The sequence below is a fragment of the Brevibacterium sp. NPDC049920 genome (assembly GCF_040656435.1).
Classification (GTDB): domain Bacteria; phylum Actinomycetota; class Actinomycetes; order Actinomycetales; family Brevibacteriaceae; genus Brevibacterium; species Brevibacterium pityocampae.
In genome coordinates, this window is record NZ_JBFAMF010000008.1 from 37,487 (window position 1) to 62,094 (window position 24,608).

Below are 24,608 nucleotides of genomic sequence, written 5' to 3' on the forward strand. Positions count from 1 at the left end.
GGTGCAGTCGGGTCGGTCCGACCGCGCGGTATCCGGAACCGAGCGCGCAATTGCGCGGCTGGAATCGGATACCGCGCAGTAGGACGGCGCGGCAGCGCCTCAGTCGGGCGGATCGGGCAGGCGGATGTCGAGGAAGTCGACGTCGAGGTCCGGGGATTGCTCGAGCAGTGCCGCCCCCGCCCGGCGCAGACGCTCGCGCATGAGGGCGCTGATCGTGGTGAGCGGCTCGCCGGGCTCCCCGCCCGGTCCCGTGCCTGCCCCAGCGGCGGGCTCCCTGCCCGGGCCCGTGCCTGCCGCGGCACCGGCGACGGACCGTGCCCCGGCGGCCCCCGCCTCGGCGCCGGTGCGGGCCCCGGCCACGGGCCGCAGCGCCTCGGGCTGCTGCACGAGGACGAATCGACGCGAACCGCCGTCGGCGGCGTTGAGCTCGAGCACCGCCTGTCCGGTGGTGCCGGAGCCGGCGAAGAAGTCGAGGACGATCGCCTCGCGGTCGAACATCGTCTGCGAGCGCACGAGCGTGCGGATGAGCTCGAGCGGCTTCGGATAGCCGAACAGCCCGCCGAGCCCGAGCGCCTCGAGATCGGCCCGCCCGCCCTCGTTGAGCGCCTTGATGATCGAGTACATCTTCGAGCTCGCGCGGTCAGCCGGGGTCAGCCGGAGCACCGCGTGCTTGCGCACACCCCGTTCGTCCGGCTCGCCCCATGCGCGCAGCCGCAGGGTCCCGGCGGCCAGCCCGGCGTCGACCTCGGCCTTCTTCGCCTCCCCGCGGACGGCGGCGATGTCCTCGTACATGAGCCGGCGCTCCGCGCCGCGGGTGTACTTGCCGAAGCTCACCCGCAGCCAGTCGTCGTCCACGAGGTACCGCGTGCCGTCGATCGTCTCGTACCGGGCCGGCGGGCGCTTCTCGGTGAGGAACGGACCCACTGCCCGGGCGTCCTTCGCCCAGACGAGGACGAAATCGTGGCCGCGCACGAACGACCGCGCGTTCCCGCCGCCCTTGGCCCGCTGCTGGATGAAGGAGCCCAGGTAGTTCTCCTCGCCGAACACCTCGTGCCCGAGGAGCTGGAGGTGCGCGTTCTCCCGGTCGTCGATGGAGACGAACACGACACCGTCCGCGCGCAGGAGCGCGCGGGTGAGCAGCAGGCGGGGGAGCATCATCGACAGCCAGCCGCGGTGCCCGGCCGCCCCGAAGGTGTCGCGGTAGGGCAGGGCGTTGCCGGTGTTGTACGGCGGGTCGATGCAGACGACCTTGACCTGTGCGGCGTGGGAGCGGCGGAGAATTCGAAGGGCGGCGAGGTTCTCGCCCTCGATCGCGAGGTGACGGTCGAGCGGGAGGAGCGGTCCGTCGGGGAGGAGCGGTCCGGTGCCGTCGGGGCCGGAGGGATCCTCGGCGGCGAGGGCGGCAGCGGCGGCCTTGCCGGGCCAGTCGAGGGTCAACGGCGACTCCATGCGGGCCCCTCTCCTGTCGACGGCGCCCACCGGGCCGGGCGGGCGTCTCGGATCCCGGCCCGCGCCTCGGACGCGGCCGAGCCCTGTCGGCGGGTGGGCGGTTCTGCCAAGATAGCACCATGACAATCTCACGCATCGCCGTCGTCGGCGGAGGCATCATCGGCACCGCCGTCGCCCGCGAGCTCGCCCTCCGCGAACCCGAGGCCACCGTCACCGTCTTCGAGAAGGAATCCCACCTCGCCGCCCACCAGACCGGCCACAACTCCGGCGTCGTGCACGCCGGCCTCTACTACGAGCCGGGCAGCCTCAAGGCGCAGCTGTGCCGGCGGGGTGTGGAGATGCTCGTCCAGTACGCCGCCGTCAACGGCATCCCCTACGACGAGTGCGGCAAGCTCGTCGTCGCCCACACCACGCTCGAGGTCGACCGGCTCGAGAAGATCCACGAGCGGGCGCGCGCCAACGGCGTGCCGCACGTCGCACTCCTCGACCGGCACGAGATGCGCGAGATCGAGCCCAACGTCCGCGGCGTCCTCGCCCTCCACTCCCCGCACACCGCGATCATCGACTTCGTCGCCCTGACCGAGGCGTTCGGCAACGACGTGCTCGCCGCCGGCGGACGCATCGAGTACAACTCCGAGGTCGCCCGGCTCGACACCATGGGCAACGAAGTGCGGGTCGCGCTCGCGATGCCCGGGGTCGAGTCGAAGATGACCCAGGACGCCGGCTCCTTCGACCTCGTCGTCACCTGCGCCGGCCTGCAGGCGGACCGCCTGGCACGCGCCTCGGGCCTCGAGGCGGAGCCGCGGATCGTGCCGTTCTCCGGCGACTACTTCCTCATCGAGCAGCCCGCCGCGGACGTGGTCAAGGGCCTGATCTACCCGGTCCCGGATCCGGCGTACCCGTTCCTCGGCGTCCACCTCACCCGCCGGATCGACGGCGCGCTCATGCTCGGCCCCAACGCCTTCCTGTCGATGGGGCGGGAGAAGTACACGCGCGGGTACTCGAAGGGCGGGTTCGACCTCGGCGACATCGGCTCCACCCTGGGGTACAAGGGGTTCTGGAAGTTCGCCAAGGACAACGTCAAGGCCGCCGCCCGCGAGGCCCGCACCGCGGTGTCGCCCAAGGCGTTCATCGCCGAGGCGCAGCGCTTCGTCCCCGACCTCGACCCGCTGACCGTCAAGCCCGGTCCGCGCGGCGTGCGGGCGCAGGCGATGAACGCCGACGGCTCGCTCGTCGACGACTTCGTCATCACCACCCGCGGCCGACTCACCCAGGTGCGCAACGCGCCGTCCCCGGGGGCGACGAGCTCGATGGCGATCGCCGAGCACATCGTCGACAAGGCGCTCGGCTCGCTGCGGTGAGGTGAGCCCGGATGCGCTTAATTGCGTATCTGTGATAAAGGCGTGATGATGGGCCTCGACCCTGCAGCCCAGTGACGGGAACCGCCGTGGAACGAACCCCGCTCGTCGAGATGACCGGCATCGAGATCGTCGACGACGCCCAGCGCACCGCGAAGCCCTCCGACCTGTTCTGGCCGTGGTTCGCCGCGAACGTCTCCGTGTTCGGCATGAGCTACGGCTCGTGGGTGCTCGGCTTCGGGATCTCATTCCTCCAGGCGACCGTCGTCACGGTGATCGGCGTCGTCGTCTCGTTCTTCCTGTGCGGGCTCATCGCGATCGCCGGCAAGCGCGGCAGCGCCCCGACGATGGTGCTCTCCCGCGCGGCCTTCGGCGTGCACGGGCAGAAGGTGCCGGGCATCGTGTCCTGGCTGACCTCGATCGGCTGGGAGACCTTCCTCGCGATCACCGCCGTGCTCGCCACCGCCACGGTGTTCGAGGCGCTCGGCTGGGCGAGCGGCATCGGCGTGCGGGTGATCGCCGCGCTCGTCGTCGCCGGCGTGATCGTCACCGCCTCGGTGCTCGGCTACCACACGATCATGCGGCTCCAGTCGATCCTCACCTGGCTCACCGGGGCGATCACCATCCTCTACGTCGTCCTCGTCATCCCGCACATCGACTTCGCCGCCGTGATGGCGCTCCCGCACGGCAGCCCGCAGCAGATGATCGGTGCGCTCGTCATGGTGATGACCGGGTTCGGCCTCGGCTGGATCAACATCGCCGCCGACTGGTCGCGCTACCAGCGCCGGTCCGCCTCGGACTCCTCGATCGTCGTGTGGAACACGGTCGGCGGCTCGGCCGCGCCGGTCATCCTCGTCACCGTCGGCCTGCTGCTCGCCGGCTCCGACCCCGCCCTCATGGACGCCGTCGCGATCGACCCGGTGGGCGCGCTCGCCACCCTGCTGCCGGTGTGGGCGCTCATCCCGTTCTGGGTCACCGCGCTGCTCGCGCTCGTGTCCGGCGCGGTGCTCGGCATCTACTCCTCCGGCCTCACCCTGCTCAGCCTGGGGATCCGGATCCCGCGCCCGGTCGCGGCCGGCATCGACGGGCTCATCCTCACGATCGGCACGATCTGGGTGGTGTTCTTCGCACAGGACTTCCTGGGGCCGTTCCAGAGCTTCCTCATCACGCTCGGCGTGCCGCTCGCTGCATGGGCCGGCATCCTCATCGCCGACATCCTCACCCGCCGCGCCAACTACCACGAGCCCTCGCTGTTCGACGCCCGTGGCGTCTACGGGGCGTTCGACTGGACGAGCCTGGTGACGATGGCCGTGGCCTCCGTGCTCGGCTGGGGCCTCGTCATCAACCAGTTCGCCGCCGAGGCGGCCTGGAACAACTGGCAGGGGTACCTGCTCGGCCCGCTCGGCGGGAAGGAGGGCACCTGGGCGTACGCGAACCTCGGGGTGCTCCTCGCCCTCGTGCTGTCGTTCCTCGTCACCCTGCTGCTGCGCCGCCGGACGATCCGCCGGCAGGAGGCCGCGGCAGCCGAGCTCGCCGTCGCGGGGCTCGACAACGCGCCCGGCCCGCTCGACGGGGGCCGGGGATGACGGCGGAACCGGTGGGTGCCTCGGGAGCGGTGGGTGCCGCGGAGCCGGCGGGCTCCTCGGATCCGGCGGCTGCCGGGGTCGAGGGGCGGGCCGAGGGGCAGCCTGCGTTCCGGGCCGGCCGCACCCGGGTGCCCCACCTCGTCGTCATCGACCCGCAGGCGATCTTCGCCGACCCGGGCTCGGACTGGTCATCGCCGGATTTCGCTAAGGCGTTCGCGCGGATCCGGGAGATCGCGCCGCTGTTCGAGGGCCGGGTGAGCGTGACCCGCTGGCTGCCGACCGCGGACCGGTCGACGGCCTGGGGCGACTACTTCCGGCAGTGGCCGTTCGCCGATGTCAGTGCCGCGGACCCGCTGTACGCCCTCGTCGACGGGGCCGCGGAGCTGTCCGCGCGGCCGCCGGTCGACGCGCCGACCTTCGGCAAATGGGGCGCGGAGCTCGCGGCACGGGCGGGAGCGGATGCGCACCTCGTGCTCACCGGGGTGTCGACGGACTGCTGCGTGATCTCCACCGCGCTCGCCGCCGCCGACGCCGGTATGCAGGTGAGCATCGTCACCGATGCGTGCGCGGCCTCGAGCGCAGAGAACGGCCGGGCGGCGCTCCATGTCATGGGCCTCTACGCCCCGCAGATCGAGCTCGTGAGCGCGGCCGACGTGCGGGAGATGATCGCCGGCTGAGCCGGCGTGCGCCGAGCCGCAGGGTGCCTCGGACCGGGTGGGTTCCCGGGTGCGCGGCACCTCGGGCACGGCCTGCCCGCGCTGCCTGCGCACGCGACGGTGGGGCGAACGGGGGAGTGCGGGGCCGTTGATGGCCCTGCTCCCACTCGTTCGCCCCACAGTTCACGGTGCTCCGGAGTTGCGGTGCCGCGGAGCTGCGGCTCGGTTCAGAAGTGGCTCGGATCAGAAGTGGACGCCGGGGAACTCGAGCTTGTACTCGACGTTCCCGCCGGAGATCGAGGTGACCTTGACGAGCGGGAAGTACTTGTCCCCGTTCGGCATCTCCATGTCGCAGGTGGTGCTCGATCCGACGGAGTACGCCGTGAGGTCGCGGCAGGTGACGTCGATGCCGGTGACGCCGGACTCCTCCTCCGCCGCCTCCTTGACCGATACCGCGAGCTCGCTGCCCGGGATCGTGACGTCGGAGCCGTCGCCGGAACCGGAGGTGTACTCGTCCTCGGACGATCCGGAGTCGCTGCCGGAACCGGTGCCGGTGTCCTCGGTGGGGTCCTGGTCGGGGATGTCGCGCTCCTCGGTGCCCGAGTCGTCGCGAGAGCCGCCGCCGTTCGTGTCCTCGGCGCCGGTCTCCTCGTCGCCGTTGCGGTCGCGCTCGGTGGTCTCCTCCGTCTGCTCCTCGTCGTTGCCTTCGCTGCCGGGGCCGACGGAGAACTCGAAGCTGCAGGCGGACAGGGTGAGGGCAGTGGCGAGCCCGGCGACGACCGTCGCGGACTTGGTGATGAGTGCTCGTCGCATGGTGTCTCTCCTGGGGATCGCGGTTCCCGCTCCTGCGGCGAACCTCTTGATCCCAACCTATGAACGGTGCGTGTGGCACCTGTTGCGACGGCAGTGGCCTTCCGGTCATTCGTGTTCCGGCCTCGACACATCGTGCGCGGGTGGGGGCTGGGCGGCGGCTCGGGACCGCGGGTCCGCAGCCCGCCGGTCACAGCCACCGAGGTGCGCTGATCTCGCCGTAGGCTGACAGGTGTTCGCGCACGCCGCCGGAGCACTGCTGCACGTGCAGCGTGAGGAGCTCGGCGAGCGAGACCGCATAATGCCGAGCGCAGTAGGTGGAGGCGTGCGGCCCGGAGGCATCCTCGTCATGGTCCGGGACGACGATCGTGTGGGTCGGGGTGTCGGTGCAGACCGACTCGTTCCAGTCGCAGCCGCGCGGCCGCTGCCCCTCGGCCGGGAGGTCGATGTCGATGTCGCCGTGGTCGAGCGTGATCTTCGTGCTCATCATGCGTCGCTGTCCTCACTGTCGTCGGTCGTCTCCTCGGCAAGGAGTTCGAGCACCATCTCCTCGGCGCGAGCGATGCCACGCCGGATCTGATCGGGGCCGAGTGCTGCGTCCGGGTTGAGCCACGGGCCCCACCGGCGGGCGAAGCGATCCCGCTGCTTGTCGCGTTCGGCTTTCGCTCGGCGGGGTTCGACATGGATGTGCACCGTGGCGCCGTCATCGTCGGTCTCGACGGTGACGAGATGGTGCTCCCGGGAGACGAGCAGACCGGTTCTCGTGTTGGGATCCTCGATGACCCACCACGGGGAATCCTCGTCCTCCGCTGCTCGAGTGAAGTGTTCGAGCTGCTCGGTGTCGAGAGCATGATCGACCCGGGCATCGCGGAGGATCCCTCCCTCCGAATGCAGGACGAGGGTGGGCTGCAGAGGGGCGAGGCCGTCGTCGCCGTCGACCCATGACCGGATGCTGTCAGTCGACTCGTCGTGCGCCGACCACGGCTTGACGGGGTAATCGACGGATCGATCCGTCGAATCGATCCTCACTCGCCGCAGGATGAAGGCCTTTTCTTGTGGAAGATCGACCGGGAGAAGAGCGGACTTCACCACCGGTGCTACGACGTGGATCCCCTGCAGAGCTGAGGTTGATGTCGAGGACCTCCTGCCACACCCGCTCGAACTCCGCGTCGTCCTGGTCCACGCTGTTGCGGCGCGAGACCCCGGCGTTGTTGACGAGGAGGTCGATCCCGCCGAACTGTCCGACGGCGGTGTCGACGAGCGCGGTGAGGTCGTCCGGGCGGCTGACGTCGCAGGGGACGGCGAGCGCCCGGGCGGTCGGGGCGAGCGCCTCGATCTCTTCGATCACCTCGGCTAGGGGGTCGAGCTCCCGGTCGGCGAGGACGACGTGGGCGCCCTCGAGCGCGAACAGGACGGCGGTGGCGCGGCCCATCCCGCTCGCCGCTCCGGTGACGATCGCGGTGGATCCGGCGATCGAGCGGGAGGCGAACTCGAGGGGTGGGAGCGCGGCGGTCGCCGGGGCGGCCGGGGCGGCCGGGGCGGCCGGGGCGGACGGTGCCGGGGCGGGATGCGGATCGGTGGGCACGGGGACTCCTTCGTCCGGGGCGGCAGGCGCTTTCAGCCTAGCGTGCACCGAGGCCGCCGCACCGAGGTCGCCGCGCCTACCCCGAGTGCCGCTCGAGGAACTGGTACACCTCGGTCGTGTCGACACCGGGGAACACGCCGGGCGGCACCGCGGCGAGCAGGGAGGCGTGGGTGCGGGCGGCCGGCCAGGACGCCTCGGCCCACTTGTCCTCGAGCTGCTCCGGCGCCCGCCGGCAGCACGTGGGATCCGGGCAGCGCGACTCCGAGCGCTTCGTCGTCTCCCGGCCGTCGAACCACTTGACGTGCGCGAACGGCACGCCCACGCTCACCGAGAAGTCGCCGGCGCCGGGCAGCACGCGGGCCGTGCACCAGAACGTGCCCGAGGGTGTGTCGGTGTACTGGAAGTAGGGGCTGAACCGGTCGGACACCCGGTACACCGTGCGCGAGGTGAAGCGCTTGCACGCGTACTGGCCCTCGATCGCGCCGAGCGGATCGGTGGGGAACGGCAGGCCGTCGTTCGAGTACGCCTTGTGCACGGTGCCGGAGATGTGGACCTTCATGAAGTGCACCGGCAGCCCGAAGTGCTCGGTCGCGAGGTTGGTGAACCGGTGCGCGGCGGTCTCGTAGCTCACCCCGAAGAAGTCGCGGAGCTCCTCGATGGAGATCCGGCGGTCCTTCTTCGCCTCCGCGAGGAACGGCACCGCGGCCTTCTCCGGGAGCAGCAGCGCGGCGGCGAGGTAGTTCGCCTCGACCCGCTGGGACAGGAACTCGCCGTAGTCGGAGGGCGGGGTGTGCCCGAGCAGGTGCGCCGACAGCGCGGTGAGGAGGTGCGAGCGCGGGTCGTGACCGGAGGCGTCCTCGTTGGAGAGGTAGAGGCGCCGGTTGCGGGTGTCGGAGACCGAGCGGGTGGACTTCGGCAGATCGGACACGTAGTGGAGCGTGAACCCCAGCCGCTCGGCGATCCGGGCGGCCTGCCGCTGGCTCAGCGGGCCGTCCTCGTAGCCGATCGCCTCGAGCACCTCGGCGGCCTGCGCCTCGAGCTCGGCGAAGTGGTTGTTGCGCGCGCGCATGGTCTCGCGCAGGCGCTTGTTCGCCCGCCTGGCCTCCTCCGGGGTCGCCGCACGGTTGCGCACGACCTGCCTCAGCTGCCGCTGGAGGCCGACGATCGCCTCGAGCGCGTCCTGCGGGAGCGACTTCACGCGGACCTGCGGGAGGTCGAGCGAGGAATAGAGCGGGGAATTCTGCGCGCGCTCCGCCTCGAGCTCGAGCGCCTGCCGGGCGTCGAGCGGATGCGGGTCGAGCAGCGCGTCCGTCGAGGTGCCGAGCGCCTCGGCGAGCGCGCCGAGTATGGTGAGCGAGGGCTCGCGCTTGCCGTTCTCGATCGAGGAGATCTGTGAGGCCGCGCGGCCCACCGCCTCGCCGAGCTGGCCGAGCGTGAGGTCGCGCTGCGTGCGGAAGTGGCGCACCTTGCGGCCGATGCTCAGCGCATCGGTGACGGGCGCCTCGTCCGCGGTGCGGCGCTCGGTGAGCCGCTCCGGGGTGCGCTGAGCCGGGTGCTCCGGGGCGCGGACGGGGGTGCGGGCAGGGGTGCGGGAGCCGGTGACCATGCCTCCAGTGTGCCATCCGGCGCGATTCTGCGCCACAGAATGAGCTGAATTCTATCCAGCGGAAATATCGAGATATTTCTAGCGAGAAACCTCTGTGCACGCCCCTCGGATCCGCCCAGACTGGTGAACACCACCGAAGAACCGGATCGATTCGATCGGACCGGGACGGGGGCAGCACCACAGGTACCACGAGCTCCACAGGCACCACGAGCTCCACCGCACGACCCGCACAGCAACGCCAAACCCTTGACTCAGGAGTGATCTTCATGACGCAGAACGATCTGCACAACGCCGCAGCCATCCAGCAGGACTGGGACACCAACCCCCGCTGGGCCGGCATCACCCGCGACTACAGCGCCGAGGACGTCGTCAAGCTGCGCGGCTCGCTCATCGAGGAGCACACGCTCGCCCGCCACGGCGCGGAGACCCTGTGGAACCTCATCCACACCGAGGACTTCGTCAACGCGCTCGGCGCGCTCACCGGCAACCAGGCCGTGCAGCAGGTCAAGGCCGGCCTCAAGGCGATCTACCTCTCCGGCTGGCAGGTCGCCGCCGACGCCAACCTCGCCTCGCAGACCTACCCGGACCAGTCGATCTACCCCGCGAACTCCGTGCCGGCCGTCGTCCGCCGCATCAACAACGCCCTCATGCGCGCCGACCAGATCGAGATGTCCGAGGGCCAGAAGAAGATCGAGAACTGGCTCGCCCCGATCGTGGCCGACGCCGAGGCCGGCTTCGGCGGCGTCCTCAACGTCTACGAGCTCATGCGCGGCATGATCAACGCCGGCGCGGCAGGCGTCCACTTCGAGGACCAGCTCGGCTCCGAGAAGAAGTGCGGCCACCTCGGCGGCAAGGTCCTCGTGCCCACCGCCCAGCACATCCGCACCCTGAGCGCCGCCCGCCTCGCCGCCGACGTCGAGAACGTCCCGACCCTCGTCATCGCCCGCACCGACGCCGAGGCCGCGACCCTCATGACCTCGGACATCGACGAGCGCGACCAGAAGTACGTCACCGGTGAGCGCACTGCCGAGGGCTACTACAAGATCACCAACGGCATCGAGCCCTGCATCGACCGCGGTCTGGCGTTCGCCCCGTACTCCGACCTGCTGTGGATGGAGACCTCCACCCCGGACCTCGAGGTCGCCAAGCGCTTCGCCGAGGCCATCAAGTCCGAGTACCCGGACCAGCTGCTGAGCTACAACTGCTCGCCGTCGTTCAACTGGAAGAAGCACCTCGACGACTCGACGATCGCGAAGTTCCAGCGCGAGCTCGGGGCGATGGGCTACAAGTTCCAGTTCATCACGCTGGCCGGCTTCCACGCGCTCAACTACTCGATGTTCGACCTCGCCCACGGCTACGCCCGCGAGCAGATGAAGGCGTACGTCGAGCTGCAGGAGCGCGAGTTCGGTGCCGAGGACCGCGGCTACACCGCCACCAAGCACCAGCGCGAGGCCGGCACCGGCTACTTCGATCTCGTGTCGACCGCGATCAACCCGGAGTCGTCGACCACCGCGCTCGCCGACTCGACCGAGGCCGCCCAGTTCTGAGCGACCGGGGCCTCACCCACAGCGTGCCATCCGGGGCCGAGGGCTTTTCAGGGGTTTAGCCCCCGGCCCCGGGTGGCCACGACACGCGGTGCCCGGTACCTGAGCCGGTACCGGGCACCGCACCCTTTCTTCACCAGGAGATGAGACCGATGTCCCGCATGATCATCACCGGCCCCATGACGACCGGTTACGAGCAGATCCTCACCGCCGAGGCCCTCGACTTCGTCGCCGCGCTGCACCAGGAGTTCGCCGGCCGCCGCCGCAAGATCCTCTCCGCGCGCGAGGTCCGCCGGGCGAACATCGACCACGGCCGGTTCCCCACCTTCAAGGCCGAGACCCGCGGCATCCGCGAGGACGCCGACTGGCAGGTCGCCGGCCACCGCGGGGCCCCCGGTCTCGAGGACCGCCGCGTCGAGATCACCGGACCGGTGTCGGCCCGCATGGCGATCAACGCGCTCAACTCCGCCGCCCGCGTCTGGCTCGCCGACCTCGAGGACGCCACCTCGCCCACCTGGGACAACATCGTCACCGGGATCGGCAACCTCACCCGCGCGGTGCGCGGGGAGCTCGAGTTCACCGCGGCGGACACCGGGAAGCAGTACCGCGTGACCAACCCGACGCCGCCCACGATCGTCGTCCGCCCGCGCGGCTGGCACCTGCCGGAGAAGCACCTGCGCTTCGTCGACGACAACGGCTCGGAGTTCGCCGCCTCGGCCTCCCTCGTCGACTTCGGCCTCTACCTCTTCCACAACGCCGCCGAGCTCATCGCGCGCGGCCGCGGACCCTACTTCTACATCGCCAAGCTCGAGGCCGCCCGCGAGGCGAAGCTGTGGAACGACGTGTTCGTGTTCGCGCAGGACCGGCTCGGCATCCCGCAGGGCACCATCCGCGCCACCGTGCTCATCGAGACGATCACCGCGGCCTTCCAGATGGAGGAGATCCTGTGGGAGATGCGCGAGCACATCGCCGGGCTCAACGCCGGCCGCTGGGACTACATCTTCTCGCTCATCAAGAACTTCCGGAACCACCGCGACTTCGTGCTGCCGGACCGCTCCGAGGTCACCATGACGGTGCCCTTCATGCGGGCCTACACCGAGCTGCTCGTGCAGACGTGCCACAAGCGGGGCGCGCACGCGATCGGCGGGATGAGCGCCTTCATCCCCAACCGGCGCGAGCCGGAGATCACCGCGCACGCCTTCGACCAGGTGCGCGCCGACAAGCAGCGTGAGGCCGGCGACGGCTTCGACGGCTCCTGGGTCGCCCACCCGGACCTCATCCCGGTGGCGCAGGAGGCCTTCGACGCGGTGCTCGGCGACCGGCCCCACCAGGTGGACCGGCTGCGCGAGGACGTGGCGGTGTCCGCCGAGGACCTCATCGACATGTCCGGGATGGACGGCACCCCGACCGAGGCGGGTGTGCGCGCGAACATCCGCGTGGGCCTCGGCTACCTCAACGCCTGGCTCGGCGGCACCGGGGCGGTGGCGCTCAACAACCTCATGGAGGACGCCGCGACCGCGGAGATCTCCCGCGGCCAGATCTGGCAGTGGGTGCAGCACGGCGCGCAGCTCGAGGACGGGCGCACCGTCACCCGCTCGCTCGTCGACCGGTTCCTCGCCGAGGAGCTCGCGACGATCCCGCGGCACCCGGCCGACCACTACTGCGATGCGGTGGAGATCTTCCGCCAGACCGCACTGCGCGAGGAGTTCCCCGACTTCCTCACGACCCCGGCGTACACGCAATACCTCGTCGACCGCCGGGCCCGCGAGCTCTCCTTCGTCGCCTGATCCCACCCACCCCTGAGGGTGCAATTTCTGAAGGTTCCTGAGAACGGAATCGCCGGATATTGCACCCTCAGTCGTGTCCCGGGCCGGTGGCAGGATGGTGGCTGACCTGCGGTGATGCTGCGGTGCGGGTGAGGTGCCGGGGCGGCTGCGCCTCGGTTGCGGGCTTTCTGTGGTCGGCGCCGGGCCGGCGGGCGCCTCGGCGGGGGACCCCCCGTGGTCGGCGCCTGGCCGGTGGGTGCCTCCGCGGCGGACTGGCGCGGATCGCGTCGGGTGCCATACTGATGCCATGACGGTTCTCATCGGTTACCTCCCGGCGCCCGAGGGTGAGGCGGCGCTCGAACTCGGATTCACCGAGGCGAAGCTGCGCGGCGCTCGAGCCGTCGTGGTGAACTCGCCGCGCAAGGGCGCGGTCGACAGCGTGACCACGATCCAGCAGCAGGACGCTGCGCGCATCGTCGAGCTCGGCACGGAGGCCGGGGTCGAGGTCGAAGTCATCCAGCCGACCCACGAGGACGACCTCGTCGGCACGCTCAACGATCTCGCCGAGGAGCACAACGCGCAGATCATCGTCATCGGCTTGCGCAAGCGCAGCGCGATCGGGAAGTTCATCCTCGGATCGCAGGCCCAGCGCATCCTCCTCGACGCAGCCGTCCCGGTCCTCACTGCCAAGGCCTGATCGGCCGGGCCTGGTGGAACCAGGCGCGATGCGCGCGACCCGGGGCACTGACTCCGTGAGCCCTGCGGCACCGAACTGCGCGGTATCCGGAACGAGCCGCGCAATTGCGCGCCGGGAATGAGATACTCCGCAGTTCGCGGATCGGTGCCCCGGTCCGACGACGCCCGTCCGCGTCCGCCCGTCCGCGGCTACTCGGTCAGCTGCCGACCGCAGACCGCGCAGGCGCAGACGTGGTCCGCAGACGCATCGGCATCTGCACCCCGACCTGCATCCGGACCCGCGCTCATATCCCTGCCCGCTCCGGCACGCGCCTCGACACCGGCACGCGCCTCGGCGGCTGCGTCCGCCTCGGCCTCGGCCCGGCGGGTGCGGTCCTGCTCGACCGCGGCCACGAGCCACGCCGCCATGCTCGCCGTCACGGCACCGAGGAGCGCGATCCCGAGGATCATGAGCCCGACGGCCACCGCCCGCCCGGCCGCGGTGACGGGGTACAGGTCGCCGTAACCCACCGTCGTCGAGGTGACCACCGCCCACCAGAGCGCGTCGCCGAAGCTCGTGATCTGCGAATCCGGGGCCTCCTGCTCGACGTCGAGCACCGCGAGGCTGCCGAAGAAGATGCAGAAGAACGAGGCGAGGACGACGTAGGCACCCGTGCGGCCGATGAGCCGCTGCTGGAACACGCGGTTGAGGATGCGCAGGGTGCCGAGGATCCTGAGCAGCCGGAGCGCGCGGAACATCGGCAGGGCGACGAGGAACACGTCGTACCAGTGCTGGAGGATGTAGCGCAGGCGGTGCTCGGCGAGCGCGATCCTGATCGCGAAGTCGACCGCGAACGCGAACCATGTGGTCCAGGAGACCGCGACGAGGAAGCTCTCGAGCGTCGGCGACAGAGTCGGATCGATGACCGTCCACGCGTAGGCCGCGACGAACGCGAACGACAGGAGGAGCATCGGGACCTCGGCCCGGCGCTCCCATCGCTCCACGCGTGTCGGCTCGGCGGTCGATTCGGTGTGCGGAGCGCGGGTCGTCGGCTCGGCCATGCGGCACCTCGATTCCTGGGGTCGATCACTGGGGTCTGCACGTGAGGTGCAGCGCGCGAACGGCAGTAGGAGAAGCGTACCGGGGGCTGTGATCGACCTTGCGATGGATCGCGGATCCGCTCTCAGGAACCTTCGGAAATCGAGTTCTCAGGGGAGGGGGCTGGGAGGCGCCAGGCGAGGAGCTCGGCGAGGTGGACGCCCTTCCGGTCGCTGAGGTCGGCGAGCTGCGTGCGGCACGAGTAGCCGTCGGCGAGCACGATCGCCTCCGCCGGTGCCTCCCGGACAGCCGGCAGCAGCGCGAGCTCCCCGACCGCCTCCGAGGTCTCGTAGTGGCCCTCGACCACCCCGAAGTTCCCCGCCAGGCCGCAGCAGCCGCCGAGCACCCGGGTGGTGATCCCGGTCCGGGCGAGCAGCTCCCGGTCCGCGGCGAACCCCATGACCGCCGAGTGGTGGCAGTGCGGCTGCACGACCGCGGTGAGGTCGGACAGGTCGGGCGCCGGGTACCCGATGTCGAGCAGGTATTCCGCGAGCGTGCGGGTGCGGGCGGCCACGCGCGCTGCCGCCGAGGTGCCGAGCAGCTTCCCCGTCTCGTCCCGCAGGGTCGCCGTGCACGACGGCTCGACGCCGATGATCGGCACGTCGCCGGTGGCGTCGAGCGCCTCGACCGCGGACCCCATGACCTGCTTGGCCAGGTCGAGCTGGCCGGTCGAGATCCACGTCAGGCCGCAGCACTCGGTGCTCGGGATGACGCGGACGTCGACGCCGGCATCGAGGAGCACCCGGACCGCGGCGGCGAGCACCCGCGGGGCGAAGAAGTTCGACCAGGTGTCGGCGAACAGGACGACCTCGCGGGTCCGCTGCGTGACCCCGGTCGCCCCGCTGCCGTCCGTCGCCCTGGTGGCGGCTCCGGTGCCGGCGGCGGCCGCCCCGGCGCCCTCCTCTTGCCGGCCACCGGCGACCAGCCGCCCCGCACCGTCCGAGCGCCTGCCGAACCAGCGGGTGAAGGTCGTGCGCGTGAAGGCCGGGATGCGGCGGCGGGCGTCGATCCCCGCGACCTTCTTCGCCAGCCGGCCGAGCACCGGCAGCCGCTCGGTGAGGTTGGCGAGCGGCGCGAGCGGCGCACCCACCCGTGAGAGCCACGGCAGCCAGCCGAGCACGTAGTGGTCCATCGGCCGCAGCCGGCCCTTGTACGCCTGGTGGAGCACCTCGGCCTTGTACGCGGCCATGTCGGTACCGGTCGGGCACTCGGAGTCGCACGCTTTGCAGCTCAGGCACAGGTCGAGCGCCTCGTGCACCTCGGGCGCCCGCCAGTCGGTGTCGACGAGGTCCCCGGACACCATCTCCTGGAGCACCCGGGCGCGGCCGCGCGTCGAATGGAGCTCGTCACGAGTGGCCTGGTAGGACGGGCACATCACCCCGCCCGTCGCCGCGGAGTCCGCCCGGCACTTGCCCACCCCGGTGCAGCGGTGGACCGCGGTGGTGAAGTCGCCCTGGTCGTGGGCGAAGCCGTAGCCGAGCCCGGCCGGGCGCACCGGCAGCAGATCGCCGGGGCGGGCGAGCGCCACCCGGATCCCGGCATCGAGCGGGTCCGGGTCGACCATGATCCCGGGGTTGAGGAGGTTCCGCGGGTCGAACAGGTGCTTGACCGCGGCGAACAGGGCGATCGCGGCGGGGGAGTACATGCGCGGCAGGAGCTCGCCGCGGGCCCGGCCGTCCCCGTGCTCGCCGGACACCGAGCCGCCGTAGCGGGCGACGAGGTCCGCCGCGGCGAACATGAAGTCGCGCATGGCCTGTCGGCCGCCGTCCTCGTCGAGCGGGAAGTCGACCCGCATGTGGAGACAGCCGTCGCCGAAGTGCCCGTAGGGCAGCGCCCACAGCCCGTGCTCCTCGAGGAGCGCCATGAGCTCGCGCAGGTAGTCGCCGAGGCGCTCCGGCGGGACCGCGGAGTCCTCCCACCCGGCATGGGCGTCCCGGCCATCGGGGGTGCGGGAGACGAGGCCGGCACCATCGGCCCGGATCTTCCAGATCGGTTCCGCGTCCCCGAGTCCGAGGATCATCGAGTCACCGGCCGCGGCGGCCGCGACGAGCTCCTCGGCCTGCGCTGCGAGCGCGGCGGCGTCGTCGGAGGCGAGCTCGACGATCATCCAGCCGTCCCCCGCGGGCATGGGCGGCACCGCATCGGGACCCTTCGTGTCGATGAGCCGGTCGACCATCCGCCGGTCCATGCCCTCGCAGGCGGTGACGGGGAAGCGGCGGAGCACCGGCACGTCGTCGGCCGCGCTCGGCATGTCCGGGTAGCCCAGCACCACCGTGGTGACGTGGGCGGGGTCGGCGACGAGGCGCATCTTCGCGGCGAGGATCACGCCCCAGGTGCCCTCGGAGCCGACGAACGCCTTCCGCAGGTCGAAGCCGTGCTCGGGCAGGAGGTTCTCCAGCGCGTACCCCGACACCTGCCGGGAGAAATGGCCGAGCTCGGTCCGGATGGTGCCCAGGTTCTCGCCAACGAGCGCGTGGAGGCGGGGGAAGAGATCCGCATCGGCGGCCCCATCGAGGTCGACGATCGTGCCGTCGAGGAGCATGACCCGCAGTGCGAGCACGTTGTCGACGGTCCGGCCGTAGCCCATGGCCCGCGGTCCGCACGCGTTGTTGCCGATCATCCCACCGATCGTGCAGCGGGTGTGCGTCGAGGGGTCCGGGCCGAACCGCAGGCCGTGGGCGCGGGCCCGGGCCTGCAGCTCGGCGTGGACGACGCCGGGCTCCACCCACGCGGCACGCTCCTCCGGGAGGATCTCGCGGACGGCTGTCATGTGCCGGGAGAAGTCGAGGACGATGCCCGGCCCGATGGCGTTGCCGGCGAGCGTGGTGCCGGCCCCGCGCGAGGTGATCGGCACCTCGAGTACGCGGGCCACGGACAGGGCGGCGGCGACCTCGGCCTCGTCGGCGGGGAACACGACGGCGGTGGGGACGATTCGGAAGAGCGAGCCGTCGGAGGAGTAGGCGGCGCGCTGGGCGGCGTCGGTCGTGAAGTCCCGGAGCCCGGCCGCTGCGAGGGCCCCAGCGACCTGCGCCACACGGTCCGGTGCGGGAGCCGGATAGTCGGGCGCGGGATGAGCGGTGGGGCGAGCGACGGTATCCGAAGTCATGGACCCATTGTGTCCCGCGGGCCGAGCGACCGCCACGGCTGTTCGCGGAGCGGTCGAGATGTGGCGGCGCAGCGGTATCGGTGCGGCCGGCCTACACGGACGGGAGGAATGGGCGGGAGGAACGGGCGGGGGCGTCGGCACGAGTGGGACAGCGCGCCGTGCCGTGCGGGGCCGCGCGACCGCCGACAGCCCGGACCGTGCGCCCAGCCTGCAAGCTCCCTTGTCGGCTCCGTGCGGCGGATGATACTATAGGGTGACAAGACAACTTGACAAAATGAAAACCGGATCAAGTCACGATAGAATAACATCTATCCTGGCGGTGCGGGTTGTTGCCGCCTGGTCTTTGAGTTTGGTTAGAGAATCCTGCTGTAATGCACTCGGTGGCATGCAGTCGGTCTTGACCGTGGCACCTGTGCACGTCTTTCAGTTGTGTGACTCGATGACCACACACCGAATCGAGTGGGTCTGAGGTAGAAGTACATGTCACGTCGCGCACGACAGCTGACTGCAGAGCAGAAGGTGCTCGTCAACGCTGTCCGACGCATCGCCCGGCAGCGGAGCCGGGTGAATGCGAACTATGTCGCCGCCATCCTTCGTGCGCGTGAGGAAGAGGTCACGTATTCCGCGATCGCCGACGCCGCGGGGACCTCCTCGCAGGCAGTGCAGGAGATCGTCCGCCGCCACCGCGAGTCCAACGAGAACCGCTCCGGCAGCTTCGGGGTGGCCGGGGACATCGCCGCCATCAGCTCCCAGTCCGCGCCCTCGGCCTCCGCCCCCGAACAGGGCCCCTCCGGCGCCGTCACCTGACCCCGGCCGCTAGGCTCGAAGGGTGAATACGGAGACGTTCCTCGCCGACCCGCTCCTCGTTGCCGCGCGCGATGCCGCGCTCATCGCGACGAGCCGCATGACGCACTGGCGGCAGCGGCTCGACACCGCCCTCGTCGAGGCGAAGGGTGATCCCAACGACCTCGTCACCGTCACCGACGCGGAGATCGAATCCCTCGTCGCAGGTCATCTGCGCGCCGCCCGCCCGCAGGACACCATGGTGGGCGAGGAGGGCGCTGCCGCCCGCACCCTCGCCGAGGTGCCCGGCGGCGACCGCATCGCCGCCCGCCTCCTCGCCGGGCCGGGTGCGCTCGAGTGCCCATCCGTGGAATCCGGGAACCGTGCCGAATCCGCAGTCGGTTCCGAGCCCGCGTCCGGCGTCCGTGACGCGTCTCCCGGCGAAGCCGCGCCTGCCGTCGTAGCCGACCGGCCGATCGAATGGCACGTCGACCCGATCGACGGCACGGTGAACTACGTCCGCGGGATCGAGCAGCACTGCTTCTCGATCGGCGGACGCGATCCCGAGTCGGGCCGCTGGGTCATCGGCCTCGTCGCCGCTCCCGCCCTGCGCACGGTGTGGTTCGCCCGCGCCGGCGGCGGGGCTTGGAAGGTCCCGGGCCTGCCGGGGCCGGTGGAGGCGCGCGCGACGTCGGCGAATCCGCTCCTCGTGCCCGGCGAGCTCGCGTACACGCGCCTGTCGGGCACCCCGGACGGGCGCCGGGGCCGTGTGCTCGCGACCGGTTTCAGCTACTCGCCGGAGAGGCGGACCCTCCAGCTCGCCGCACTCGGGCGGATCATGGAGGAGTTCGACGACATCCGCCGCGCCGGTTCCGCCGCCGTCGACCTCTGCTACGCCGCGGAGGGTCGGGTCAACGCCTACTGCGAGTACGGCATCAACGTCTACGACTGGGCCGGAGGCGCGGTCGTCGCCGAGGAGGCGGGCCTCACCGTGCAGCGGCCCGACGGCGAGGAGAGGCTCTGCATCGCCGCGGACACCCCGGAGCGCTTCGCCTTTCTCCGCGAACGCTTCTACGCCTGAAGCCCTCCATCCTGACTGGTGAGAGCGCATGCCTGAGCACTCGATCAATTAGGCCACACTTCGCTTGGCATATTGCCGGGGGTAAGGGTAGGCTTACCTCGGTAAGCACAGAGGAATCTTGCGTAATTTTCGATCGCCGCACTCGGCGCGGCGCCCCGGGAACCGTCGAGACGCGGATCGTCGGTGCTGACCATTCGGGCCCGAGGCCGCGATCCCGCCCGGGACGCCCTGCGTGCCCGTCAGCATTCTTCCGTGTACCGACCGATTCAAAGGACATCATGCTCTCCACTCGATACGGCGTGCTCGGCGCCCTCGCCGCCGCTTCCCTCGTCATGGCCGGCTGCGGCTCCCCGCAGACGGCCTCCGCCGGCGGGTCCGAAGGAGGCTCCGCGGGAGCCGAGATCACCGTCACCCACCCGGCGGGCGAGACCACCGTGACCCAGGACCCGCAGAAGGTCGTCGTCCTCGACATGGCCGCGCTCGACGCGATCGACGCCCTCGACGAGGGCGACGCCGTCGCCGGTGTCGCCAAGGGCAAGGTGCCCGAGGACCTCGCCGACTACCAGGACGGCGACATCCCGCAGGTCGGCTCCCTCAAGGAGCCCGACTTCGACGCGATCAGCGAGATCGGCCCCGACCTCATCGTCGCCGGCGGCCGCACCGCCGAGGTTATCCCCGAGCTCGAGAAGATCGCCCCGACCATCCAGGTCATGGCAGACCCGACCGAGGACCCCGTCGAGGAGCTCGACCGCAACCTCAGCATGCTCGGTGAGATCTTCCAGGCCGAGGACGCCGCGACCGAGGAGGTCGAGGAGGTCAAGGCCGACATCGAGGACGCGAAGAGCGCAGCCGGTGATGCCGGCTCCACCCTCGTCCTGTCCTCCGGCGGCGGCAAGATCAGCGCCTTCGGGCCGGGCTCGCGGTTCGGCATCATCCACACGACCTTCGGGTTCACCCCGGCGGACGAGAACATCGAGGAGTCCACCCACGGCCAGACCGTGAGCTTCGAGTTCGTGTCCGAGGCCGACCCGGAGACGATCTTCGTCGTCGACACCGATGCCGCCAAGGGCACCGAGGGTGCGCAGCCGGCCGAGCAGGTCCTCGACAACGACCTGGTGAAGCAGACGAAGGCCGCGCAGAACGACCGGATCATCTACCTCGATCCCATGACCTGGTACATCATCGGTGTCACCGGACCGCAGGCGCTGTCCGACATGGCCGAAGAAGTGCAGTCAGCCTGATCAGTGCGTAGCGCCGAGCCTCTTTTCTGCGAGACGCAGAAGCGAGGGCGGGCACTCTCCACCATCACGCTCATCGGAGCGGTGCTGGGAGTGCTCGCCCTCGCGGCCGTGTCCCTCTTCATCGGTGTCGCGGAGTTCTCCCTCTCCGATCTGCTGAGCGGGCAGGACAAGGCCGCCGAGGTGTTCGCCATCTCGCGCATCCCGCGCACCGTCTCCCTCATCCTCGCCGGCACCGCGCTCGCCGTCGCCGGCCTCATCATGCAGATGATGGCACGCAACAAGTTCGTCGAGCCCTCGACCGCGGGCACCGTCGAGTCCGCCAGCCTCGGACTCCTCCTCATCACCCTCGCGGTCCCGAACGCCTCGATCTTCCTCAAGATGAGCGCCGGGTCCGTGATGGCGCTGCTCGGCACCGGGCTGTTCCTCCTCATCCTCACCCGGCTGCCGCTGCGCAACACCCTCTTCGTCCCCCTCATCGGGCTCATGCTCGGCGGCGTCATCGCCTCGATCTCGACCTTCATCGCCTACGGCTCGAACCTCCTGCAGACCCTCAACGCCTGGACCACCGGCGACTTCTCCGCCGTCCTCAAGGGCCGCTACGAGCTGCTGTGGATCGTCGGCATCCTCACGCTCATCGCCTACATCGCCGCCGACCGCTTCACCGTCGTCGGCCTCGGCCAGGACTTCACCACGAGCCTCGGCATGAGCTACGGGAAGATCATGGCGATCGGGCTGACGATCGTCGCCCTCGTCACCGCGGTCGTCGTCGTCACCGTCGGTGCGATCCCCTTCCTCGGGCTCATCGTGCCGAACCTCGTCACGCTGCTGTTCGGCGACAACGTCCGGCGCGGCGTGCCCTGGGTCGCGGTGCTCGGCGCCGGCCTCGTGCTCCTGTGCGACGTCGTCGGGCGCATCATCATCTTCCCCGCCGAGATCCCGATCGGCCTGACCATGGGCGTCCTCGGCTCGGGCCTGTTCCTGTTCCTGCTCCTCTGGGGGTCGAAGCGTGAGTACTGAACCCGCAGCCCTGGGCGTCATCGAGACCCCCGAGCCCGAGCGGCGCACCCGGCAGTCGATGCCCGCCGGCATGCGCCTGGCCGTCGTCCTCATCGTCGCCGCCGTGCTGTGCTTCGCGTTCGTGTTCTGGGACATCCGCGGCGCCTTCGAGTACATCGTCGAACGGCGCACCACGGCGGTCATCGGCATGGTCATCGTGGGGGCCGCCGTCGGCACCGCCTCGGTCGCCTTCCAGACGGTCACCGGCAACCGGATCCTCACCCCGTCGATCATGGGCTTCGACGCGCTGTTCATGCTCATCCAGACCGCGCTGACCTTTGCCGTCGGCTCGACCGCACTGGCTCTGTGGAACGTCACCGGACGCTTCTTCGCGGAGATGATCGCGATGGTCATCGTCTGCATGCTGCTCTACACCTGGCTGCTCGTCGGCGCCCGGCGGTCCCTGCAGGTCGTGCTCCTCGTCGGAATCGTGCTCTCGACCCTGTTCCGGTCGATCTCCCTCTTCCTCCAGCGCATCATGGACCCCAACGAGTACCAGGTGCTCCAGGACACCTTCTTCGCGAGCTTCAACTCCATCCAGGCCGAGATCGTGCCGGTGGCCGGGATCATCGTCGCCGTGGCGTGCGCCGGTCTGTGGCTGCTGCGCAACCCGCTCGACGTCATGGGCCTGGGTCGCGACACCGCGATCAACCTCGGCGTGCGCCACCAGCGGGTCACCGTCTGGGTGCTGTTCCTCGTCTCCGTGCTCATCGCCGCCTCGACCGCGCTCGTCGGGCCCTCGACGTTCCTCGGCCTCATCGTCGCGCACCTCGCGTACCAGCTCGCCGGGTCGTACCGGCACGCGGTGCTGCTGCCGTTCGTCATCGGCGTCACCGTCATCACGCTCGTCGGCGGCCAGTTCGTCATGGAGCACCTGCTCGGATTCTCCACCGCGCTCAGCGTCATCATCGAGTTCGTCGGCGGCCTGCTGTTCATCGGCCTGCTGCTGCGCAGAAAGGGCACCACATGATCGAACTGTCCGGCGTCACCAAGATCTACGACCACCAGGTGGTCGTCGACGACGTCACGCTGTCGATCCCCGCCGGGGGCGTCACCTCGATCATCGGCGCCAACGGGGCGGGCAAGTCGACCATGCTGTCGATGATCGCGCGCCTGCTGCCCTCGGACGCCGGCTCGATCACCGTGGCCGGGATGGACGTGTCGACCGTCGCCTCCGACCGGCTGGCCCGGCACCTGGCGATCCTCCGCCAGGAGAACCACATGACCATGCGCCTCACGGTGCAGGACCTCGTGGCGTTCGGCCGCTACCCGTACTCGAAGGGCCGGCTCACCCCGGAGGACACCTTCGAGATCGAGCGCCACATCCAGTACTTCGACCTCGGCGGGCTCCGCAACCGGTTCATCGACCAGCTCTCCGGCGGACAGCGGCAGCGTGCCTACGTCGCGATGGTCATGGCGCAGGACACCGAGTTCGTGCTCCTCGACGAGCCGCTCAACAACCTCGACATGAAGCACTCGGCGCACATGATGCGCCTGCTCCGGCGGGCCGCGGACGACCTCGGGAAGACGATCGTCATCGTCATCCACGACATCAACTTCGCCTCGACCTACTCGGACTCGATCATCGCGATGAAGCGCGGCAAGATCGTGGCCGCCGGGAACTCCTGCGACATCATGACGACGGAGTGCCTGGCGAACATCTACGACATGGACATCCGCATCATCGAGGTCGACGGCCGCCGGATCGGCGTGTACTTCTGAGCCTCCTGGGTGCGGGGGACGGTTCGGGGGTCACCGCAGTGCGGATCCGGTGCCGAAACCGCACTGGTTCGGCCGTGGAATGGGAGAACCGCACTGGAGTGCCTGTGGAGCGGAAGGACCGCACTGGAAGTGGCCGTGGAACGGGAGAACCGCACTGGAGTGGCCGTGGAGCGGAAGGACCACACTGGAAGTGGCCGTGGAGGTCGGGGTCCGGCGCGCCTCAGGCCGACTTCTTCCTCCCGCCGGACTTCTTCGACGATGACGACTTCTTCGACGCTGTCGAGGCCTTCGACGTCTTCGCCGATGACGACGTCTTCGTCCCGGACGCGCTCTTCGAGGACTTCGCGCCGGATGACTTCTTCTTCGAGGCCGGTTTCTTCTTCGAGGCCGGTTTCCTCCCCGACTTCGAGCCCTTCTGCGGGGATTTCTTCGCGCTCGTCTTCGCGGAGTCCGAACTCTTCTTCTTCGACTTCGAGCCCTTCTTCGCGGTGCCCGACTTCGAGCCCTTCGCACTCGCACCCGACCCCGCGGTGCCCGCCTGGGAACCGCCCGCCTGTGAGCCGCCCGTCTGCGAGCCGCCCGTCTGCGAGCCGCGGCGCTTCTCGACGCTGCGCTTGAGCGCCTCCATGAGGTCGATGACGTCTCCGCCGCCCTCGCCGTCTCCGCCGTCCTCGTCGTCGGTGCGGCCGAAGGTCGCGTCCGTGTCGAGCGCGTCCCCCTGGTCGAGCTTCTCGTCGATGAGCGTCCGCAGCTCCTCCTGGTACTCGTCGACGAACCTCTCCGGCTCGTAGTCCTCGGAGAACTGCTCGACGAGCGCACGCGACATCTCCATCTCCCGCTTGCTGATCCTCACCTCGGCCGAGGCGGCGTCGAAGTCCGCATCACGCACCTCGTCGGCCCACAGCATGGTCTGCAGGACGATGACGTCGTCGCGCACGCGCAGCGCCGCCAGCCGGGTCCGCGAGCGCAGCGCGAACGTCACCACCGCGGTCCGTGCGGTCTCCTCGAGCGTCCGGCGGAGCAGGATGTAGGCCTTCGCCGACTTCGCGGCGGGCTCGAGGTAGTAGCTCTTCTCGAAGGTCATCGGGTCGATCTGCTCGTCCGGGACGAACTGGACGACCTCGATCTCCTTGTCCGCCTCCGCCGGCAGCGACTCGAGCTCCTCGTCGGAGAGCACCACGGTGTCCTCGCCGTCGTCGTAGGCCTTGTCGATGTGCGCGTAGTCGACCGTCTTCCCGCACACCTCGCAGCGCCGCTGGTACCGGATCCGACCGCCGTCGGCGTCATGGACCTGATGGAGATCGATATCGTGGCTCTCGGTCGCCGAATACAGCTTGACCGGCACGCTGACGAGGCCGAAGGACACCGTTCCGGACCAGATCGCTCTCATGTTCCACCCCTGTCAGGACGCGTGCACGAGCACTAGGATGCTGTTCCATCAGCCTAGCGAGTACCCGAGCGACCACAAGGCCCCTTGAATCCGCC

At 70.2% G+C, this 24,608-nt stretch carries 21 protein-coding genes; 12 read left to right on the forward strand and 9 right to left on the reverse strand.

Annotation, left to right across the window (positions count from 1 at the left end):
- Positions 1–99: 99 nt before the first annotated feature.
- Positions 100–1,449: a site-specific DNA-methyltransferase gene (locus AB0I45_RS09700; RefSeq protein ID WP_360318010.1), complete on the reverse strand. Its 1,350-nt coding sequence runs from the start codon at positions 1,447–1,449 to the stop codon at positions 100–102.
- Positions 1,450–1,568: 119 nt separating this feature from the next.
- On the opposite strand from AB0I45_RS09700, the gene lhgO reads away from it, so the two are divergent.
- From lhgO to AB0I45_RS09715, 3 genes are all read left to right on the forward strand, one after another.
- Positions 1,569–2,810, forward strand: coding sequence for an L-2-hydroxyglutarate oxidase (gene lhgO, locus AB0I45_RS09705; RefSeq protein ID WP_247618394.1), 1,242 nt, complete (start codon positions 1,569–1,571; stop codon positions 2,808–2,810).
- Between the two features lie 110 nt (positions 2,811–2,920).
- Positions 2,921–4,393: a cytosine permease gene (locus tag AB0I45_RS09710; RefSeq protein WP_360318104.1), complete on the forward strand. Its 1,473-nt coding sequence runs from the start codon at positions 2,921–2,923 to the stop codon at positions 4,391–4,393.
- Entirely contained in the window at positions 4,390–5,070 is a 681-nt protein-coding gene (locus tag AB0I45_RS09715) for an isochorismatase family protein (RefSeq protein WP_265809010.1), read from the forward strand. Before AB0I45_RS09710 ends, AB0I45_RS09715 begins: the two co-directional genes overlap by 4 nt.
- 222 nt (positions 5,071–5,292) lie before the next feature.
- Here AB0I45_RS09715 and AB0I45_RS09720 read toward each other — a convergent pair whose 3' ends face one another.
- The 5 genes from AB0I45_RS09720 to AB0I45_RS09740 form a co-directional block, all read right to left on the reverse strand.
- Complete coding sequence (locus AB0I45_RS09720; protein WP_265809009.1) at positions 5,293–5,862, reverse strand: hypothetical protein; 570 nt, start codon at positions 5,860–5,862, stop codon at positions 5,293–5,295.
- Positions 5,863–6,049: 187 nt separating this feature from the next.
- On the reverse strand, positions 6,050–6,346 hold the full coding sequence (locus tag AB0I45_RS09725; protein ID WP_247618395.1) for a hypothetical protein: 297 nt from the start codon (positions 6,344–6,346) through the stop codon (positions 6,050–6,052).
- The gene (locus tag AB0I45_RS09730) at positions 6,346–6,888 is read right to left on the reverse strand and encodes a hypothetical protein (protein ID WP_265809008.1); all 543 of its coding nucleotides are present in this window, start codon (positions 6,886–6,888) and stop codon (positions 6,346–6,348) included. Before AB0I45_RS09730 ends, AB0I45_RS09725 begins: the two co-directional genes overlap by 1 nt.
- Positions 6,815–7,444 carry an SDR family NAD(P)-dependent oxidoreductase gene (locus AB0I45_RS09735; RefSeq protein WP_360318016.1) on the reverse strand — a complete coding sequence of 210 codons (630 nt, stop codon included), beginning with the start codon at positions 7,442–7,444 and terminating at the stop codon, positions 6,815–6,817. The genes AB0I45_RS09730 and AB0I45_RS09735 overlap by 74 nt, the downstream gene beginning before the upstream one ends.
- A 76-nt stretch (positions 7,445–7,520) precedes the next feature.
- Positions 7,521–9,050, reverse strand: coding sequence for a helix-turn-helix domain-containing protein (locus tag AB0I45_RS09740; protein ID WP_360318019.1), 1,530 nt, complete (start codon positions 9,048–9,050; stop codon positions 7,521–7,523).
- A 266-nt stretch (positions 9,051–9,316) separates the two neighbouring features.
- On the opposite strand from AB0I45_RS09740, the gene aceA reads away from it, so the two are divergent.
- The 3 genes from aceA to AB0I45_RS09755 all read left to right on the forward strand — a co-directional run bounded on the left by aceA (position 9,317) and on the right by AB0I45_RS09755 (position 13,057).
- On the forward strand, positions 9,317–10,597 hold the full coding sequence (aceA, locus tag AB0I45_RS09745; protein ID WP_265809005.1) for an isocitrate lyase: 1,281 nt from the start codon (positions 9,317–9,319) through the stop codon (positions 10,595–10,597).
- A 149-nt stretch (positions 10,598–10,746) separates the two neighbouring features.
- Positions 10,747–12,381: a malate synthase A gene (gene aceB / locus AB0I45_RS09750; RefSeq protein WP_265809004.1), complete on the forward strand. Its 1,635-nt coding sequence runs from the start codon at positions 10,747–10,749 to the stop codon at positions 12,379–12,381.
- Between the two features lie 286 nt (positions 12,382–12,667).
- Positions 12,668–13,057, forward strand: a complete 390-nt coding sequence (locus AB0I45_RS09755; protein ID WP_137318347.1) for a universal stress protein — start codon at positions 12,668–12,670, stop codon at positions 13,055–13,057.
- A gap of 188 nt (positions 13,058–13,245) precedes the next feature.
- On the opposite strand, the gene AB0I45_RS09760 is transcribed toward AB0I45_RS09755, so the two are convergent.
- Positions 13,246–14,097 carry a potassium channel family protein gene (locus AB0I45_RS09760; RefSeq protein ID WP_247618399.1) on the reverse strand — a complete coding sequence of 284 codons (852 nt, stop codon included), beginning with the start codon at positions 14,095–14,097 and terminating at the stop codon, positions 13,246–13,248.
- 122 nt (positions 14,098–14,219) lie between these two features.
- Positions 14,220–17,240, reverse strand: coding sequence for an FAD-binding and (Fe-S)-binding domain-containing protein (locus tag AB0I45_RS09765; protein WP_247618400.1), 3,021 nt, complete (start codon positions 17,238–17,240; stop codon positions 14,220–14,222).
- Between the two features lie 480 nt (positions 17,241–17,720).
- Here AB0I45_RS09765 and AB0I45_RS09770 point away from each other — a divergent pair, with 480 nt between their 5' ends.
- The 6 genes from AB0I45_RS09770 (at position 17,721) to AB0I45_RS09795 (ending at position 23,123) form a co-directional block, all read left to right on the forward strand.
- Complete coding sequence (locus AB0I45_RS09770) at positions 17,721–18,047, forward strand: hypothetical protein (RefSeq protein WP_137318344.1); 327 nt, start codon at positions 17,721–17,723, stop codon at positions 18,045–18,047.
- Between the two features lie 22 nt (positions 18,048–18,069).
- A complete protein-coding gene (locus AB0I45_RS09775; RefSeq protein ID WP_247618401.1) occupies positions 18,070–19,104 on the forward strand; it encodes an inositol monophosphatase family protein in 1,035 nt (344 codons plus the stop codon).
- Positions 19,105–19,382: 278 nt separating this feature from the next.
- Positions 19,383–20,345, forward strand: coding sequence for an ABC transporter substrate-binding protein (locus tag AB0I45_RS09780; RefSeq protein ID WP_247618402.1), 963 nt, complete (start codon positions 19,383–19,385; stop codon positions 20,343–20,345).
- 90 nt (positions 20,346–20,435) lie between these two features.
- Positions 20,436–21,362, forward strand: coding sequence for an iron chelate uptake ABC transporter family permease subunit (locus tag AB0I45_RS09785; RefSeq protein WP_247618403.1), 927 nt, complete (start codon positions 20,436–20,438; stop codon positions 21,360–21,362).
- Positions 21,352–22,371 carry an iron chelate uptake ABC transporter family permease subunit gene (locus AB0I45_RS09790; RefSeq protein WP_247618404.1) on the forward strand — a complete coding sequence of 340 codons (1,020 nt, stop codon included), beginning with the start codon at positions 21,352–21,354 and terminating at the stop codon, positions 22,369–22,371. The genes AB0I45_RS09785 and AB0I45_RS09790 overlap by 11 nt, the downstream gene beginning before the upstream one ends.
- Positions 22,368–23,123 carry an ATP-binding cassette domain-containing protein gene (locus AB0I45_RS09795; protein WP_295689203.1) on the forward strand — a complete coding sequence of 252 codons (756 nt, stop codon included), beginning with the start codon at positions 22,368–22,370 and terminating at the stop codon, positions 23,121–23,123. The genes AB0I45_RS09790 and AB0I45_RS09795 overlap by 4 nt, the downstream gene beginning before the upstream one ends.
- A 220-nt stretch (positions 23,124–23,343) precedes the next feature.
- On the opposite strand, the gene AB0I45_RS09800 is transcribed toward AB0I45_RS09795, so the two are convergent.
- Positions 23,344–24,513 (reverse strand): Ku protein, encoded by a 1,170-nt coding sequence (locus AB0I45_RS09800; RefSeq protein WP_295689201.1) that lies wholly within the window; start codon positions 24,511–24,513, stop codon positions 23,344–23,346.
- Between the last annotated feature and the right edge of the window lie 95 nt (positions 24,514–24,608).

Coding starts and splice junctions, on each gene's coding strand:
- AB0I45_RS09700 (WP_360318010.1), bottom strand. CDS start 1,449: ATGGAGTCGCCGTTGACCCTCGACTGGCCCGGCAAGGCCGCCGCTGCC.
- lhgO (WP_247618394.1), top strand. CDS start 1,569: ATGACAATCTCACGCATCGCCGTCGTCGGCGGAGGCATCATCGGCACC.
- AB0I45_RS09710 (WP_360318104.1), top strand. CDS start 2,921: ATGACCGGCATCGAGATCGTCGACGACGCCCAGCGCACCGCGAAGCCC.
- AB0I45_RS09715 (WP_265809010.1), top strand. CDS start 4,390: ATGACGGCGGAACCGGTGGGTGCCTCGGGAGCGGTGGGTGCCGCGGAG.
- AB0I45_RS09720 (WP_265809009.1), bottom strand. CDS start 5,862: ATGCGACGAGCACTCATCACCAAGTCCGCGACGGTCGTCGCCGGGCTC.
- AB0I45_RS09725 (WP_247618395.1), bottom strand. CDS start 6,346: ATGAGCACGAAGATCACGCTCGACCACGGCGACATCGACATCGACCTC.
- AB0I45_RS09740 (WP_360318019.1), bottom strand. CDS start 9,050: ATGGTCACCGGCTCCCGCACCCCTGCCCGCACCCCCGTCCGCGCCCCG.
- aceA (WP_265809005.1), top strand. CDS start 9,317: ATGACGCAGAACGATCTGCACAACGCCGCAGCCATCCAGCAGGACTGG.
- aceB (WP_265809004.1), top strand. CDS start 10,747: ATGTCCCGCATGATCATCACCGGCCCCATGACGACCGGTTACGAGCAG.
- AB0I45_RS09755 (WP_137318347.1), top strand. CDS start 12,668: ATGACGGTTCTCATCGGTTACCTCCCGGCGCCCGAGGGTGAGGCGGCG.
- AB0I45_RS09760 (WP_247618399.1), bottom strand. CDS start 14,097: ATGGCCGAGCCGACGACCCGCGCTCCGCACACCGAATCGACCGCCGAG.
- AB0I45_RS09765 (WP_247618400.1), bottom strand. CDS start 17,240: ATGACTTCGGATACCGTCGCTCGCCCCACCGCTCATCCCGCGCCCGAC.
- AB0I45_RS09770 (WP_137318344.1), top strand. CDS start 17,721: ATGTCACGTCGCGCACGACAGCTGACTGCAGAGCAGAAGGTGCTCGTC.
- AB0I45_RS09780 (WP_247618402.1), top strand. CDS start 19,383: ATGCTCTCCACTCGATACGGCGTGCTCGGCGCCCTCGCCGCCGCTTCC.
- AB0I45_RS09795 (WP_295689203.1), top strand. CDS start 22,368: ATGATCGAACTGTCCGGCGTCACCAAGATCTACGACCACCAGGTGGTC.
- AB0I45_RS09800 (WP_295689201.1), bottom strand. CDS start 24,513: ATGAGAGCGATCTGGTCCGGAACGGTGTCCTTCGGCCTCGTCAGCGTG.